Below are 15,943 nucleotides of genomic sequence, written 5' to 3' on the forward strand. Positions count from 1 at the left end.
CGCCCGCCACGACTCGTGCCGCCCTGCGCGGGCGCTTCGTCTCAGCCGCGGTCGCCGCGGGCCAGGACTTCACGGTCGACTGGGTGCACCTCAAGATCGCCGGCGGAGCCAAGCGGACCATCCTGCTGAAGGACCCCTTCCGGAACACCGACGAGCGCGTCGACGTTCTGCTGGAGGCACTGGAGCAGTCGTCCGCGCAGGTAGACTGACCCCACTCCCACACCGTCTCGAAAGGGGCACCCATGCGCCGCTTGGTCGCGCCCGCGCTCGCCGCCGCCCTCGTGCTCGCGGCGTGCTCGAGCGACCCCGACGGCACGGAGGCCACGGTGTCCCCGTCGAGCGGCGTGGACGCGATCACCGTGGGGCAGTCGGACACGCTGGCGCCCGAGATCGAGTTCGAGCCCGGCGCCGACTACTCGATGGAGCAGACGCGCGTGCTGTGGGAGGGCGAGGGCGACCTCCTCGTGGACGAGCAGTCGCTGCTCCTCGACATCTACGGCGAGTCCCTGGTGGATGGCACGGTCATCATCAACACGTTCGACGGCTCGCCCACCCCCTTCCTGCTCGCCCCCGAGATCCTGGGCGACGCCATGTACGAGGCGCTTTCCGACGTGCGCGTGGGCGCGCGCGTCCTGGTGGTCACGCCCCCGGGAGAGGGCGTCGCCGAGAGCGAGCCCATCGCCATGGTGGTGGACGTCCTGCCCACCGGCCCGGTGGGCGACGAGGTTCCTCCTGCCGCAGGCATGCCCACCGTCGCGGTGTCGCCCTCGGGCCAGCCCCGGGTGACCATCCCGGACGACGCCACCGCGCCGGCCGACCTCCAGGTCGCCACGCTGGTGCGCGGATCCGGCCGGCAGATCACCGCGGACTCGCAGGTGCTCGCCAACTACTCGATCGTGTACTTCTCGGACAGCCCCGCGGACGAGGAGGCCGGCACCGAGGCCGGCGAGGAGTGGAAGGCCGGCGAGGTCTTCGACTCGTCGTGGCCCGCGGAGCGCGAGCCGCTGCTCGTCGACATGGACGAGGTCTCGGCCGTGCAGGGCCTTCAGCAGGGTCTGCTCGACCAGACCGAGGGCTCTCGGGTCATGATGGTGGTGCCGCCGTCGCTGGGGTACCCGGCGATCGGCACGACCGTCTTCGTCGTGGACATCCTCGACGTGTGGAACCCGGAGGCGTAGATGAGCACCGCCGTACGCGTCATTCCCTGCCTCGATGTCGATGCGGGCCGCGTGGTCAAGGGCGTCAACTTCGTTGACCTGCGCGACGCCGGCGACCCCGTCGAACTGGCGCGTGCCTACGGCCTGGCGGGCGCCGACGAGGTGACCTTCCTGGACGTCACGGCATCCTCGGGCGACCGTGCGACCACGTATGACGTGGTGGGCCGCACAGCGGACGAGGTCTTCGTCCCCCTCACGGTGGGAGGCGGCGTGCGCTCCCCGGAGGACGTCGACCGGCTGCTGCGCGCCGGCGCTGACAAGGTGGGCGTCAACACCGCCGCCATCGCTCGGCCCGAGCTGATCTCCGAGATCGCCGAGCGCTTCGGTTCGCAGGTGCTGGTGCTGTCTGTCGATGCGCGCCGATGCGCGGAGGGCACCGAGACGCCGTCGGGCTACGAGGTGACGACCCACGGCGGCCGGCAGGGCACCGGCATCGATGCCGTCGAGTGGGCGCGGCGAGGCGCCGAGCTGGGGGCGGGTGAGATCCTGCTCAACTCGATGGACGCCGACGGCACCACGGCGGGCTTCGACCTCGACATGATCCGCGACGTGCGCGCGGTCGTGTCGATCCCCCTGATCGCCTCGGGTGGCGCGGGCACGCCCCAGCACTTCGTGGACGCGGCGCTCGCGGGCGCGGACGCGGTGCTCGCCGCGAGCGTCTTCCACTTCGGCACACTGTCCATCACGGAGGTCAAGGACGCCATGCGCGCGGCAGGGATCGAGGTCCGATGAGTGGCTCCCAGCGGGCCGAGGACTATCGACTGAGCGGTTCTTTCAACCGCAAGTCCGCGCAGCTGCTGCGGCACGCCATGCGCACCGAGCGCGCCCGGTTCTCGATCGCGATCCTCGCCGCGGCGATCTTCTCGGTCCTCACCGTCGCGTTCGGCACCCTGCTCGGTCAGATCACGGACGACGTCGTGATTCCCGGCGTCGCGGGCGATCCGATCCAAGGCGTGTGGGGCGAGATCACCCAGGACCCGATCCAGGCCATCCTCCTCGCAGGAGGCGCGTTCCTCGGGATCGGCGTCGTCAACGCCGTGCTCGTGGGCGTGCGCCGGGGCGTCCAGGGCATCGCCGTCGCCGGCGTGGGCTCGCGCCACCGCCGAGTGGTGGCCGATGCGATCGCGAGCCTCCCGCTCGGGTGGCACCGCGCGAACCCGTCAGGACGCATCCTGTCCGCGATGTCCTCGGACTCGGAGAGCGCGACCAACACGCTGCACCCGTTCGCCTTCACCGTCGGGTCCTTCGTCATGATGTTCGCCGCTGGCTGGTCCATGTGGCGCATGGACCCGTGGCTGGCGATCACGGGACTGGCCGTGGTGCCCATCATCTTCGCGATCAACCTCGCCTACGAGAAGGTCATCACGCCCCGGTGGGACCTGGGACAGTCGCTGCGCGCGGACGTCTCGACGATCGCCCACGAGAGCTTTGAGGGCGGCACGGTGGTGAAGGCCCTGGGTGCCGAGGCCCGCGAGACCCAGCGCTTCACCACGGCCGTCAACGGGCTGCGCGACGCGGACATCCGTGTGGGCCGCACGAGCGCGTGGTTCGAGCCGCTGATGGATCTCATCGTGCCGCTCGGATCGGTGGCCCTCATGGTCGTCGGTGCGCTGCGGGCCGAGGCCGGCGCCGTGACGGTCGGCAACGTCGTCTCGGCCATCTACCTGGTCACTCTCATGGCGGTGCCGATCCGCGGGCTCGGCTGGGTCCTGGGCCAGATGCCGCAGGCGCTGGTCGCGTTCCGCCGGGTGGGGGAGATCGCCCAGGCCGCCACCGAGGTCGACGAGCCCGGCCACCGCGAGGTCGCGCGCGACGGCGCAGGAGCGGTCTCCTTCGCGGGTGCGGACATCGCGACCGACGACGGCGACGGTGGCCTGGCGGTGATCCTGCGCGACGTGTCGCTGGACCTGACGCCGGGAACGGTCACGGCGCTCGTGGGCGCCACGGGAGCCGGGAAGACCACGGTCGCGCTGGCCGCGTCGAGGCTCGCGCACCCCGTCGAGGGCGCCATCACGCTGGATGAGGTGGACCTCGAGAGCATCGCGGGACTGGGCGAGCACGTCGCGCTCGTGCCGCAGACGGCCTTCGTGTTCGCGGGCACCGTGCGCGAGAACGTGACGCTGGGCGAGGACTACTCGGACGATGCGGTGTGGGACGCCCTCGAGCGCGCCAACGTGGTGGACGTGGTCAAGGGCCTGTCCGGCACGCACGGCGACGGGCTGGACGCCGTCCTCGCCGAGCGCGGCATGAACCTCTCCGGAGGCCAGCGCCAGCGACTGGCACTCGCCCGGGCGCTGGTGCGCCGGCCGCGAGTGCTGGTGCTCGATGACGCCACGTCCGCCGTCGACCCGCGCGTCGAGCAGGAGATCCTCCGCGGGCTCAGTGCGGACGGCCAGGGCCCCACCGTCCTGATCATCGCCTACCGCCTCGCGTCGATCCTGCTCGCCGATCACGTGGTGCACGTGGACTCCGGAAGCGTGGTCGACGCGGGACCGCATGAGGCTCTGCTCGACCGCGACCGCGGCTACCGCGAGCTGGTGCTCGCGTACGAGGAGGACTCGCGCCGCCAGGCGGACGAGGAAGCGGGGTACGTCGGATGAGCCGGCCCACCGAGGACACGATGACCGTGCGGCAGATGTTCCGTCGCGGGCTGCAGGTGAGCCCGGAGTTCCGCGCGGGCCTCGTGGTGACCCTGATCCTGGCGGCCTTCGCCGCGGGCGGCCGCGCCGCCGTCCCGTTCCTGACGCAGCGCGTGACGGACGAGGGGCTGCTGGCCGAGGGCGGCGTCGACGTCGACGTGGTGCTCGCGTACGCGAGCGCCGGCACCGTCGTGCTGATCCTCGCGGCGGTCATGGCCTGGCGGGTCCGCGTGCGGATGGGGACCGCCGCCGAGAGCGGACTCGCGACCCTGCGCACCCGGGCGTTCGGCAAGGTGCACGAGCTCTCCGTGCTGACGCAGAACGAGGAGCAGCGGGGCCGCTACGTCTCGCGCGTCACGGGCGACGTCGAGACCATCCGGGACCTCATGCAGTGGACCGGCGCGGCCATGATCATCTCTGCGCTCGAGTCGACCGTCATCTTCGCGGTGATGGTGATCTACTCGTGGCAGCTGTCGCTGCTCGTGCTCGTCGCGTTCCTGCCCATGGTGGGCTCGCTGCTGTGGATCCAGCCACGCGTGCGCCGTGCGTTCCAGGGCGTCCGCTCGAAGATGGCGGACCTGCTGGGCCGGACCTCCGAGCAGCTCGAGGGCGTCGCGACCATCCGGTCCTACGGTGTCCAGCAGCGCATGCGCGACCAGCTGAACGAGGACATCGACGACATCCTGGTCGCGGAGCGTCGCGCGTCCATCCTCGCGTCCCTCAACTTCTCCTCGACGGTCGTGGGCCAGTCGCTCGCCACGGGTCTCGCGCTCATCGGCGGCACGGTCATGGCGATCAACGGCAGCCTGTCGGTCGGCACCGTCGTGGCGTACGCGTTCCTCGTGTACATGTTCGCCGGCCCGCTCATGTGGATCATCGAGATGCTCGCCGAGATGCAGCGAGCGGTCGTGGGCTGGCGCCGGGTGCTCGAGCTCGTGGACCAGGAGGTCACGGTCGAGGACCCGGGCGCGGCGGGCACCCCCATTCCGCACGGCCACGGCGAGCTGTCGATCGAGGAGGTGCGGCTCACGTACCCCGGCGGCCCCGAGGTACTCAAGGGCGTCGACCTCACGGTCCCGGCAGGCAAGCGCATCGCGCTCGTGGGCCAGACGGGCTCCGGTAAGACGTCCCTCGCGCGCCTCATGTCCCGCTTCTTCGATCCGACTTCGGGCACCGTCCGCGTGGGCGGGGTCGACGTGCGCGAGGTGCCGATGTCCTCGCTGCGCCGCTCGATCGCGGTGGTGCCGCAGGAGGGCTTCCTGTTCGACGGCACCATCCGGACCAATCTCGCGTACGCGATCCCGGACGCCAGCCCGGAGGACCTCGAGCGTCGCTCTCTCGCAGCGTTCGAGTCGCTGGGCCTTGACGCCTGGGTGGACGCGCTGCCCGCGGGCATCGACACCCATGTGGGTCCGCGCGGCGAGCTGCTGAGCGCGGGGGAGCGCCAGCTCGTGTCGATCGCCCGTGCGTACCTGCGCGATCCCGACCTGCTGATCCTCGACGAGGCGACGAGCGCGGTGGACCCCGCGACCGAGGTTCGCATCTCCCGTGCTCTCGAGGGACTCATGCAGGGACGCACCGCCGTGGTGATCGCGCACCGCCTGTCGACCGCCGAGCGCGCCGACCTCGTGGGCGTGATGGAGCACGGCGAGCTGGTCGAGGTCGGGCCCCACCGCGAGCTCGTGGACGCGGGCGGCATCTATGCCGGCCTGTACGCCGCCTGGGTGTCGCAGACACGCGACTGAGCCACCGCATCGGCCCACGCCACCCCCGGCGGTAGATTCTCGCTCCCCTAAGCCCTGAGGCGAGCGAGTTGGACCCATTTCGCTTGTCTAGGGGCTGAGGCGAGCGAAAGGGATCCATTTCGAGGGAATGGGAGGGGGCGCAGGCGTGATCTGGAAGGATGGGCGCATGCCGCTCAGTGAAGACATCGCCGCGCGCCTCAAGCGCACGGAGGACGGCCTGGTGTGCGCCGTGGTGCAGGACCGGGACACGCGCGACGTGCTCATGGTCGCGTGGATGAACGACGAGGCGCTGCACCTGACGCTGACCACCGGGCGGGCGGTCTACTGGAGCCGGTCGCGCGGCGAGCTGTGGCGCAAGGGCGACACCTCCGGCCACACCCAGGACGTCCACGCGGTCGAGATCGACTGCGACGGTGACGCGCTGCTGCTCACCGTGACCCAGCACGGTCCCGCGTGCCACACCGGCGAGCGCCGGTGCTTCGACGCCGGGGGCGACCTGGGGGCCGTGGACGCCGATGCGGGGGCGGGTCACGCATGACCGTCACAGTCCAGTGGGGCGAGACCTGGCCGGCGCTCGACGAGTTCGTCGAGATCGGCGCGACGCGACGGGTGGTTCCCGTGGTGCGGCGCGTGCTCGCCGACGGCATGTCGCCCGTCGCCGTGTACCGCGCGCTCGCCGGCGACCGCACCGGCACGTTCATCCTGGAGTCCGCTGAGCCCGACGGCACCCGCGGTCGCTACTCGTTCGTGGGGGTGCACTCGCGTGCGGCGCTCACGGTCGATGGTGACGAGGCCCGGTGGTCGGGCGACGTGCCCGTGGGACTCGCCGATGGCGCCCCGCTCGACGTGATGCGCGCGACGCTCGCCGAGCTGCGCTCCGAGCCCATCGCCGGCCTGCCGCCGCTCACCGGCGGCCTTGTCGGTGTGCTGGGCTGGGACATCGTGCGCCAGTGGGAGCCCACCATGCCCCAGAAGGCGCCGCGCGAGATCGACGTGCCCGACGCGCACCTGCTGCTGGCCACGGACATCGCGGCGATCGACCACCACGACGGCTCGGTCTGGCTGATCGCCAACGCCGTCAACGCCGATGCGCAGGCGACCGGTATCGAGGCCGCTCACGCGGATGCCGTGGCCAGGATCGACGCGATGGAGCGGGCGCTTGTGGCGGCGCCGGCGGGAGCCGTGTCCGAACTGGACGCCGATGCGGCGGAGCCCGCCGTGCGGCAGCGGTCGGCGCCGGGGGAGTACGAGGCCGCGGTGCGCTTCGCGAAGGAGGCCATCCGCGACGGCGAGGTCTTCCAGATGGTGCCCGCGCAGCGCTTCGACGTCGATTGCGAGGCGAGCCCGCTCGACGTGTATCGGGTCCTCCGCACGCTCAACCCCAGCCCCTACATGTACTGCTTCCGGCTCGAGGACGATCGGGGACGCGAGTTCTCCGTGGTGGGCGCGAGCCCCGAGTCGCTCGCAGCAGTGCACCGCGGCCGAGTCTCGACCTTCCCGATCGCCGGCTCGCGGCCGCGCGGCGGCACTCCGGAGGAGGACAAGCGCCTCGAGGAGGAGCTGCTCGCGGATCCCAAGGAGCGCGCCGAGCACGTCATGCTCGTCGACCTGTCCCGCAACGACCTCGTGAAGGTCTGCGAGCCCACCTCGGTCGAGGTGCTCGAGTTCATGCGCGTGAACCGGTACAGCCACATCATGCACATCTGCTCGACGGTCGTGGGGCAGCTCGAGGCGGGCTACAGCGCCGTCGACGTGCTCGCGGCGACCTTCCCGGCCGGCACGCTCTCGGGTGCGCCCAAGCCGCGGGCGATCCAGCTGATCGACGAGATCGAGCCCGCACGGCGAGCGTTCTACGGAGGCGCCGTGGGCTACTTCGACTTCGCCGGCGACATGGATCTCGCCATCACGATCCGCACGGCTCTGGTCGAGAACGGCATCGCGCACGTGCAGGCGGGTGCGGGGATCGTCGCCGACTCGGTTCCCGCCACGGAGGACCAGGAGACCAAGGACAAGGCCGCAGCGATGATGCGCGCCATCGCGCTCGCCTCCCGGCTCCGGCCGGTCGAGCGTGGCTAGACTGACCACACGACACGCAAGGAGAAGGAATGTCGAGCATCGAGATCGCCCCGGAGAACCTTCCGGATGAGGCGCACGCCAACCACGGCAAGACCACTGCGGCCTGGGTCACCAACGCGGGACTCGTCATCGCGGCGCTGGTCGCCTCCATCGGGATCGCGTTCCCGGTGTGGCCCGTGGTGTGGGTGGGCGTCGGTCTCGCGGTCGTGGCCCTGGCCGCCGGAGCAACCCTCCGCGCGCTGGGCCACGGTCAGCCATTGAAGTAGCGGCCCGGAGTCTCCGGTCGCTCACCACCATCAAAGGAGATACGCATGAGTGACGTGCCCCCGCCCCCTCCGCCGCCCCCGGCATCGCCGCCGCCTCCCGGAATGCCCGGCATGCCCGGCGCCGGCGCAAGCGAGGAGAAGAACAACCTCGGCACCATCGCTCTGGTCCTGGGAATCCTCGGCCTCGTGTGCTGTGGAATCTTCACGGCCATCCCCGCGATCATCGTCGGCAAGAAGTCGCAGGAGGCCGAGGCGCAGGGCCTCGCCACCAACGGCAACCTGGGCAAGATCGGCGTCATCCTCGGATGGATCGGCGTAGCCCTCTCGATCGTCGCGATCATCCTCAACGGCATCCTGCTTGCCACCGGCAGCTGGGACTACTTCTAGGATCCACGGCACATCGTGACGACCACGGCCGATGCGGCGGCCGGGACGCGCTCCGCGTCCCGGGGGAGGCGGCTCGCCCTGCCTCTCGCCGCATCGGCCGTCGTCGGTGCCGCCACGGCCTACACCGCCCTCGCGGATCCGTACCGCGAGGGCTTCTTCCCGTCCTGCATGTGGCTGTCGCTCACGGGCCATTGGTGCCCCGGGTGCGGCGGCCTGCGCGCGGTCCACGAGCTCGCGCACGGAGACGTCGCTGCGGCGCTGGGGATGAACCCGGTGGTCGTCCTGATCGTCCTGCCGCTGGGGATCGCGCTGCTCGTTGCGTGGCTCGCCCAGGCGTGGCGCGGCGGCACCTCGCCCCGCATCCCGCTGTGGCTGGCCGTGGGCGTCCCCGGGCTGCTGTTCGTCTTCTGGATCGTGCGCAACATCCCCGTGCTCGAGCCGTATCTGGCGCCCTGAGCCGGGCGTCCGCATCGGTCCTCTCGCGGCGGTCATGCCGACCCCCGCCCGGCGGTACGATGGGGGCCATGAACGGGGGCAGGGAATGACCAGCGTGCTCGAGAGCATCGTGGCCGGAGTCCGTGAGGACCTCGCGGTGCGCCAGTCAGGGACGTCCATGGACGCCCTGAAGGAGCGCGCGTCCCGCCTCCCCAACGCGATCGATGCGCGCGCCATGCTCGCGTCCGACGAGGTCTCCGTGATCGCGGAGGTCAAGCGCTCGAGCCCGTCGAAGGGCGACCTCGCCGCCATCTCCGACCCGGCGCTGCTGGCGACCGAGTACGAGGCCGGCGGCGCGACCGTCATCTCCGTCCTGACGGAGGAGCGGCGCTTCGGAGGCTCGCTCGCGGACCTCGACGCCGTCCGCTCGAAGGTCGACATCCCGATCCTGCGCAAGGACTTCGTCGTCACGCCGTACCAGGTGTGGGAGGCCCGCGCGCACGGCGCGGACGTGGTGCTGCTGATCGTCGCCGCTCTGGACCAGATGGCCCTCGAGAGCCTCGTCGAGCGCACCCACTCGCTCGGCATGACCGCGCTGGTCGAGGTGCACGACGAGGAAGAAGTCTCCCGCGCCGTCGACGCCGGCGCCCGGGTCATCGGCGTCAACGCCCGCAACCTCAAGACCCTCGAGGTCGACCGCCACACGTTCGCGCGCGTCGCGCCCATCATCCCCGCCGGGATCGTGCGCGTCGCAGAGTCCGGCATTCGCGACGGCCACGACGTGGTCGAGTACGCCCGCATGGGTGCGGACGCGGTGCTCGTGGGCGAGGCGCTCGTCAAGGACAAGGACCCCCGCACGGCCGTGGCGGAGATGGTCGCCGCCGGCGCCCACCCCGCGCTGCGAGCGGTGCGTCCGTGACGGATTCGCTCCAGCAGGCCCCCGGGCCGTTCTTCGGCGACTTCGGCGGCAGGTTCGTCCCCGAGGCGCTCATGGCGGCGCTCGACGAGCTCACGGACGCGTATGACAAGGCGCGCGTGGACCCCGCGTTCGGCGACGAGCTGGCGCGCCTGGCCCGCGACTACACGGGCCGCCCGTCGATCGTCACCGAGGTGCCCCGCTTCGCCGAGCACGCCGGCGGCGCCTCCGTGTGGCTCAAGCGCGAGGACCTCAACCACTCGGGCTCGCACAAGATCAACAACGTGCTGGGCCAGGCCCTCCTGACCAAGCGGATCGGCAAGACGCGCGTCATCGCGGAGACCGGTGCCGGACAGCACGGCGTCGCCACCGCGACCGCCGCCGCCCTCATGGGCCTCGAGTGCGTGGTCTACATGGGCGAGGAGGACACCGAGCGCCAGGCGCTGAACGTCGCCCGCATGCGCCTCCTGGGTGCGGAGGTCATCCCGGTCACCACGGGCACGCGCACCCTGCGCGACGCGATCAACGAGGCCTTCCGCGACTGGGTCGCCTCGGTGGAGACCACCAACTACATCTTCGGCACCGCCGCAGGTCCGCATCCGTTCCCCGCGATGGTCCGCGACTTCCAGCGGGTGATCTCGGTCGAGGCTCGTGAGCAGATGCTCGAGCGCGGGGGGCTCCCCGACGCCGTGCTCGCGTGCGTGGGCGGCGGATCGAACGCGATCGGCAGCTTCGACGCGTTCCTCGACGACGAGGGCGTGCGCCTCATCGGCTGCGAGGCCGCCGGCGACGGCGTCGACACCGATCGCCACGCCGCGACGCTCACGGGCGGGCGCTCGGGAGTCCTGCACGGTTCGCGGTCGTACATCCTGCAGGACGACGAGGGCCAGACCCTGCCGTCGCACTCGATCTCCGCGGGCCTGGACTATCCCGGCGTGGGCCCGCAGCACGCGTACCTCGCCGAGATCGGCCGCGCCGAGTACTGGCCCGTGACTGACGCCGAGGCGATGGAGGCCTTCCGCCTCCTGAGCCGCACCGAGGGCATCCTGCCCGCTATCGAGTCGAGCCACGCGCTCGCCGGCGCGATCCGCCTGGGCCGCGAGCTGGGGTCCGACGCCACGCTGCTAGTGACGCTGTCCGGCCGCGGCGACAAGGACGTCGAGCAGGCCGCGCGCTGGTTCGACATGCTGCCCGGGGAGGGCGAGTGAGCGCTCTGACCGATCGCCTCGACGCGATCCGCGCTGAAGGCCGCGCCGCGCTGATCGGCTACCTGCCCGTCGGGTTCCCGGACGTCGACACGTCCATTCGCGCCATGGTCGCGATGGTCGAAGCCGGCGTGGACATCGTCGAGGTGGGGCCGCCGTACTCGGATCCGGTGCTGGACGGCCCCGTCATCCAGAAGGCGGTGGCCGATGCGCTGGAGGGCGGCGTGCGGCTGTCCGACACGTTCGCGGCGGTCAAGGCGATCGCCGATGCGGGCGCCGGCGCCGTGGTGATGTCCTACTTCAACCCGATGCTGCAGCATGGTCTCGCTGACTTCGCGCGGGACGTCAAGGAGGCGGGAGGATCGGGCGTCATCACGCCGGACCTCACGCCCGATGCGGGCGAGGCATGGGTCGAGGCCGCGCGCGCCGCCGACCTCGACACGATCTTCCTTGTCGCGCCGTCGACCACTCCCGAGCGCATGCACCTCACGGTCGGAGCGTCGCGGGGCTTCGTCTACGCCACGCCCCTCATGGGTGTCACCGGAGAACGCGCCTCGGTCGGCGACGCGGCCGAGCGTGTGGTCCGCGAGGCACGCGAGGCCGGAGCGGATCACGTGTGCGTGGGCGTGGGCGTCTCGACCCGCGAGCAGGCCGCCGAGCTCGCCGGCTACGTCGACGGCGTGATCGTCGGCACGGCGCTCGTGCGCTGCCTGGCTGACGCGGAGGACGCCGAATCGGGCCTCGCCGCGCTGCGGTCACTCGCCGCCGACCTTGCTGCCGGAGTCCGGGAGGGACGCGCATGAGGACCTTCATCCCGAGCCCGCCGGCCGAATGGTCGACCTTCAGCCTGGGCCCGCTCACGATCCACGCCTACGCGCTGTTCATCCTCGCGGGCATCTTCTTCGCGCTGTGGTGGACCACGCGGCGCTGGGTCGAGCGCGGCGGCAGCCCCGAGACGGTCAGCGAGATCGGCCTGTGGGCCATCCCGTTCGGCATCATCGGCGGCCGGATCTATCACGTCATCTCGACGCCCGGTCCCTACTTTGGCGAGGGCGGCGACCCCTGGGCCGCGTTCGCGATCTGGAACGGTGGACTGGGCATCTGGGGCGCCATCGCGCTCGGCGCGCTGGGCGCGTACATCGGGTGCCGGAGGCAGGGCGCCTCGTTCACCGCGTTCGCCGATGCGGCCGCGCCCGCCGTACTCGTCGCGCAGGCGATCGGTCGCTTGGGCAACTACTTCAACCAAGAGCTCTTTGGCCGTCCTACGGAACTGCCATGGGGCCTGGAGATCGACCCCGCGTTCCGCCCCGACGGCTACGAGCAGTACGCGACGTTCCACCCGACGTTCCTGTACGAGATGCTCTGGAGCCTCGCGGGCGTGGTCCTGATCGTGTGGCTCGACAAGCGCCTGGACCTGCGCGGCGGTCGCGTGTTCTGGCTGTACGTGATCGTCTACGTCTCCGGACGCCTGTGGATCGAGACGGTGCGCATCGACACGGCCGTCACGGTTGGCGGCCTGCGCATCAACGTGTGGGTGTCCATGGCGGTGCTGGCTCTCGCAATCGCGATGTTCGTGATCCTGGGGCGCCGCCAGCGCCGCATCGAGAACCCGGTGCCGCGTCACCTGCTCGCCGCTCGCGCGGGCGACAGCGGTGCGGAAGCCGAGGCCGCATCGGCCGCTGACGCGCCCGACTCAGGGCGCGCATCGGCCACCGACGAAGGCGCTACCCTGCCTATCGAGGAATCTCCCGACCGCGACAGCGGCGACGCCGCGGCGTCGCCCGATGACGACCAGGCCACAAGCCAGGGCAAGTCATAGGCCGTTCTTTACCCGCAGGACGTTCGCGGTAGGCTGGGAACCCGTGTGTGACCCCGGGCGACGGCGCCCCGAAACCAACAAGTTCTCGGCATGTGCCGTGGACGGCTAAGGACGGTGTGATGGCCGCGCAGACTGGCGCTCCACAGCCCGGAATCGGGCTCTACGACCCCGCGTTCGAGCACGACGCGTGCGGCGTCGCCTTCGTGGCGACCCTGCGCGGCACCGCTGGGCGCGACATCGTCGACGCCGGCCTCACCGCCCTCAAGAACCTCGAGCACCGCGGCGCCGTGGGCGCCGAGACGGAGACCGGCGACGGCGCTGGCATCCTCACCCAGGTCCCGGACCGCTTCCTGCGTTCGGTCGTCGACTTCGAGCTGCCCGAGGCGGGCTCCTACGCCGTCGGCGTCGCGTTCCTCACGCCGGGGGAGGAGGACGCCCAGGTCCGCGCGTTCGAGGAGGCCGCGGCCGCAGAGAGCGCGTGGGTGCTGGGCTGGCGCGACGTGCCGGTCAACCCCGAGCCGCTGGGCCCGTCTGCACGCGCCGCGATGCCCATGTTCCGCCAGGTCTTCGTCGTGGTCGACAACCTCAGCGGCGTCGAACTCGACCGCCGCATCTACCGCGTGCGCAAGCGCGCGGAGAAGGCCGGCGGCCCGTTCTTCGCGTCGCTATCGAGCCGCACGCTGACCTACAAGGGCATGCTGACCACGTACCAGCTGGAGCAGGTCTTCCCGGACGTCACGCACGAGCTGTACGAGTCCGAGCTCGCGCTGGTGCACTCGCGCTTCTCGACCAACACCTTCCCGTCGTGGCCGCTCGCGCAGCCGCTGCGCGGCATCGCGCACAACGGCGAGATCAACACCGTGCAGGGCAACCGCAACTGGATCACCGCGCGCGAGGGCACCATGGAGTCCGCGCTGCTGGGCGACATGGCAGACCTCATGCCCATCTGCACGCCCTCGGCGTCCGACACCGCGTCCTTCGACGAGGTGCTCGAGCTGCTGCACCTCGCGGGACGGCCGCTGCCGCACGCCGTGCTGATGATGATGCCCGAGGCGTGGCAGAACAACGACGAGATGGACCCCGCGCGGCGCGCGTTCTACGAGTACCACTCCGCGCTCATGGAGGCGTGGGACGGCCCCGCCGCGCTGCACTTCACGGACGGCACGCTGATCGGAGCGACCCTGGACCGCAACGGTCTGCGTCCTGGCCGCTTCTGGCTCACGGACGACGGCCTGGTGGTCGCCGGATCCGAGGCCGGACTGCTCGACATCGATCCCGCGAAGGTGGTGCGCAAGGGCCGCCTGCAGCCGGGGCGGATGCTGCTGGTCGACACGGCGGCGGGCCGCATCGTCGAGGACGAGGAGATCAAGTCCCAGCTCGCCGCCGAGCACCCCTACGAGGAGTGGGTGCGCGACAACGCCGTGCGACTGGCCGACGTCCCGGACCGCGAGCACGTGGTCCACTCGCAGGCCTCGGTCAAGCGCCGCCAGCGCGCGTTCGGGTACACGGAGGAGGAGCTCAAGCGGCTGCTCGCGCCGATGGCCCGCGAAGGTCTCGAGCCGCTCGGAGCCATGGGCTCGGACACGCCGATCGCCGTGCTGTCGAGCCGCCCGCGACTGCTGTTCGACTACTTCACTCAGATGTTCGCGCAGGTGACGAACCCGCCGCTGGACTCGATCCGCGAGGAGGTCGTCACCGCGATCGGCGGCGCCATCGGTCCTGAGCCGAACCTCCTCGAGGCGACCCCGGAGCACGCGCGCAAGATCCTGCTCGAGTTCCCCGTGATCGACAACGACGAGCTCGCGAAGATCACTCACATCGACGCGGACCCTCGCCTCAAGGACATCTTCTCCGCGCGCCGCATCCGCGGCCTGTACCGGGTGCGCGACGGGCACCAGGGCCTCGAGCGCCGGCTGGCGGACATCTTCGATGAGGTCGACCACGCCATCTCGCAGGGCGTGTCCTTCATCGTGCTGTCGGATCGCGACTCCAACCAGGACTTCGCGCCCATCCCTTCGCTGCTGCTCACCTCGGCCGTGCATCACCACCTGGTGCGCAACCACACCCGCACGCGCGCGTCGCTGATCGTCGAGGCGGGCGACGTGCGCGAGGTGCACCACGTGGCACTCCTCGTGGGCTACGGCTGCGCCGCGGTGAACCCCTACCTCGCCATGGAGACCGTCGAAGATCTCGCCGTCCGGGGCTACCTGGGGGACGTGACGGCGGAGAAGGCCGTGGCGAATCTCATCAAGGCGCTCGGCAAGGGCGTGCTCAAGATCATGTCGAAGATGGGCATCTCGACCATCGCGTCGTATCGCGGGGCGCAGGTCTTCGAGGCCATCGGCCTGTCGCGCGAGTTCGTCAACCGTCACTTCGTGGGCACCCCCAGCCAGATCGACGGCGTGGGCATCGACGTGATCGCGGAAGAGGTCGCGCGCCGGCACGCCGATGCGTACCCGGCGTCCGGAGAGCTTCCCGCCCACCAGCGGCTCAACACCGGTGGCGAGTACCAGTGGCGTCGCGACGGCGAGGAGCACCTGTTCGACCCGAAGACGGTCTTCAAGCTCCAGCACGCGACGCGCACCCGTCAGTACGACGTGTTCCGCGAGTACACCGACCGCGTGGACGGCCAGGCCAAGCGCCTGATGACGCTGCGCGGACTGCTCGAGTACCGCTCCGACCGCCACCCGGTGCCGATCGACGAGGTCGAGCCGGTGAGCGAGATCGTCAAGCGCTTCAACACCGGCGCCATGTCGTATGGCTCGATCTCCGCGGAGGCGCACGAGACCCTAGCGATCGCCATGAACCGCCTGGGCGGGCGCTCGAACACGGGCGAGGGCGGCGAGTCCGTCGAGCGCCTGTACGACCCCGAGCGGCGCAGCGCGATCAAGCAGGTCGCCTCCGGTCGCTTCGGCGTCACGAGCGAGTACCTCGTCAACGCGGATGACATCCAGATCAAGCTCGCGCAGGGCGCCAAGCCTGGCGAGGGCGGCCAGCTTCCTGGCAACAAGGTCTACCCGTGGGTCGCGGAGACGCGGCACTCGACGCCGGGCGTGGGCCTGATCTCGCCGCCGCCGCACCACGACATCTACTCGATCGAGGACCTCAAGCAGCTCATCCACGATCTCAAGAACGCCAACCCGCAGGCGCGCATCCACACCAAGCTGGTGTCGGAGGTGGGCGTCGGCACCATCGCGGCCGGCGTCGCGAAGTGCAAGTCCGACGTGGTGCTGATCTC

14 protein-coding genes and 1 pseudogene are annotated in these 15,943 nt (G+C 70.9%); all 15 read left to right on the forward strand.

Annotation, left to right across the window (positions count from 1 at the left end; genetic code table 11):
- A pseudogene (locus QZ483_RS07840) lies at window positions 1-209 on the forward strand (Pup--protein ligase); the annotation flags it as partial.
- Between the two features lie 33 nt (window positions 210-242).
- Entirely contained in the window at window positions 243-1,178 is a 936-nt protein-coding gene (locus QZ483_RS07845) for an FKBP-type peptidyl-prolyl cis-trans isomerase (protein ID WP_297082666.1), read from the forward strand.
- Window positions 1,179-1,949 (forward strand): imidazole glycerol phosphate synthase subunit HisF, encoded by a 771-nt coding sequence (gene hisF, locus QZ483_RS07850; protein ID WP_297082668.1) that lies wholly within the window; start codon window positions 1,179-1,181, stop codon window positions 1,947-1,949.
- A complete protein-coding gene (locus QZ483_RS07855) occupies window positions 1,946-3,817 on the forward strand; it encodes an ABC transporter ATP-binding protein (RefSeq protein WP_297082670.1) in 1,872 nt (623 codons plus the stop codon). Before hisF ends, QZ483_RS07855 begins: the two co-directional genes overlap by 4 nt.
- A complete protein-coding gene (locus QZ483_RS07860) occupies window positions 3,814-5,601 on the forward strand; it encodes an ABC transporter ATP-binding protein (RefSeq protein WP_297082673.1) in 1,788 nt (595 codons plus the stop codon). Before QZ483_RS07855 ends, QZ483_RS07860 begins: the two co-directional genes overlap by 4 nt.
- Window positions 5,602-5,767: 166 nt before the next feature.
- Window positions 5,768-6,139, forward strand: coding sequence for a phosphoribosyl-AMP cyclohydrolase (gene hisI, locus QZ483_RS07865; protein WP_297082680.1), 372 nt, complete (start codon window positions 5,768-5,770; stop codon window positions 6,137-6,139).
- On the forward strand, window positions 6,136-7,677 hold the full coding sequence (locus QZ483_RS07870) for an anthranilate synthase component I (RefSeq protein ID WP_297082681.1): 1,542 nt from the start codon (window positions 6,136-6,138) through the stop codon (window positions 7,675-7,677). The genes hisI and QZ483_RS07870 overlap by 4 nt, the downstream gene beginning before the upstream one ends.
- Window positions 7,678-7,706: 29 nt before the next feature.
- Window positions 7,707-7,943: an HGxxPAAW family protein gene (locus tag QZ483_RS07875; protein ID WP_297082683.1), complete on the forward strand. Its 237-nt coding sequence runs from the start codon at window positions 7,707-7,709 to the stop codon at window positions 7,941-7,943.
- Window positions 7,944-7,988: 45 nt separating this feature from the next.
- Window positions 7,989-8,330: a DUF4190 domain-containing protein gene (locus QZ483_RS07880; RefSeq protein ID WP_297082685.1), complete on the forward strand. Its 342-nt coding sequence runs from the start codon at window positions 7,989-7,991 to the stop codon at window positions 8,328-8,330.
- Window positions 8,331-8,345: 15 nt separating this feature from the next.
- Window positions 8,346-8,786, forward strand: a complete 441-nt coding sequence (locus tag QZ483_RS07885; protein ID WP_297082687.1) for a DUF2752 domain-containing protein — start codon at window positions 8,346-8,348, stop codon at window positions 8,784-8,786.
- Window positions 8,787-8,871: 85 nt separating this feature from the next.
- Window positions 8,872-9,684: an indole-3-glycerol phosphate synthase TrpC gene (trpC, locus tag QZ483_RS07890; protein WP_297082688.1), complete on the forward strand. Its 813-nt coding sequence runs from the start codon at window positions 8,872-8,874 to the stop codon at window positions 9,682-9,684.
- On the forward strand, window positions 9,681-10,889 hold the full coding sequence (trpB, locus tag QZ483_RS07895) for a tryptophan synthase subunit beta (RefSeq protein ID WP_297082690.1): 1,209 nt from the start codon (window positions 9,681-9,683) through the stop codon (window positions 10,887-10,889). Before trpC ends, trpB begins: the two co-directional genes overlap by 4 nt.
- Window positions 10,886-11,689 carry a tryptophan synthase subunit alpha gene (gene trpA, locus QZ483_RS07900; protein ID WP_297082692.1) on the forward strand — a complete coding sequence of 268 codons (804 nt, stop codon included), beginning with the start codon at window positions 10,886-10,888 and terminating at the stop codon, window positions 11,687-11,689. The genes trpB and trpA overlap by 4 nt, the downstream gene beginning before the upstream one ends.
- The gene (lgt, locus tag QZ483_RS07905) at window positions 11,686-12,705 is read left to right on the forward strand and encodes a prolipoprotein diacylglyceryl transferase (protein ID WP_297082694.1); all 1,020 of its coding nucleotides are present in this window, start codon (window positions 11,686-11,688) and stop codon (window positions 12,703-12,705) included. The genes trpA and lgt overlap by 4 nt, the downstream gene beginning before the upstream one ends.
- 119 nt (window positions 12,706-12,824) lie before the next feature.
- The coding region (gene gltB / locus QZ483_RS07910; RefSeq protein ID WP_297082696.1) for a glutamate synthase large subunit at window positions 12,825-15,943 on the forward strand (3,119 nt) is incomplete at its 3' end.

It is taken from the genome of uncultured Demequina sp. (genome assembly GCF_913055775.1).
Classification (GTDB): Bacteria; Actinomycetota; Actinomycetes; order Actinomycetales; family Demequinaceae; genus Demequina.

Coding starts and splice junctions, on each gene's coding strand:
- QZ483_RS07845 (WP_297082666.1), top strand. CDS start 243: ATGCGCCGCTTGGTCGCGCCCGCGCTCGCCGCCGCCCTCGTGCTCGCG.
- QZ483_RS07860 (WP_297082673.1), top strand. CDS start 3,814: ATGAGCCGGCCCACCGAGGACACGATGACCGTGCGGCAGATGTTCCGT.
- QZ483_RS07855 (WP_297082670.1), top strand. CDS start 1,946: ATGAGTGGCTCCCAGCGGGCCGAGGACTATCGACTGAGCGGTTCTTTC.
- QZ483_RS07875 (WP_297082683.1), top strand. CDS start 7,707: ATGTCGAGCATCGAGATCGCCCCGGAGAACCTTCCGGATGAGGCGCAC.
- lgt (WP_297082694.1), top strand. CDS start 11,686: ATGAGGACCTTCATCCCGAGCCCGCCGGCCGAATGGTCGACCTTCAGC.
- hisI (WP_297082680.1), top strand. CDS start 5,768: ATGCCGCTCAGTGAAGACATCGCCGCGCGCCTCAAGCGCACGGAGGAC.
- trpC (WP_297082688.1), top strand. CDS start 8,872: ATGACCAGCGTGCTCGAGAGCATCGTGGCCGGAGTCCGTGAGGACCTC.
- QZ483_RS07880 (WP_297082685.1), top strand. CDS start 7,989: ATGAGTGACGTGCCCCCGCCCCCTCCGCCGCCCCCGGCATCGCCGCCG.
- QZ483_RS07870 (WP_297082681.1), top strand. CDS start 6,136: ATGACCGTCACAGTCCAGTGGGGCGAGACCTGGCCGGCGCTCGACGAG.
- hisF (WP_297082668.1), top strand. CDS start 1,179: ATGAGCACCGCCGTACGCGTCATTCCCTGCCTCGATGTCGATGCGGGC.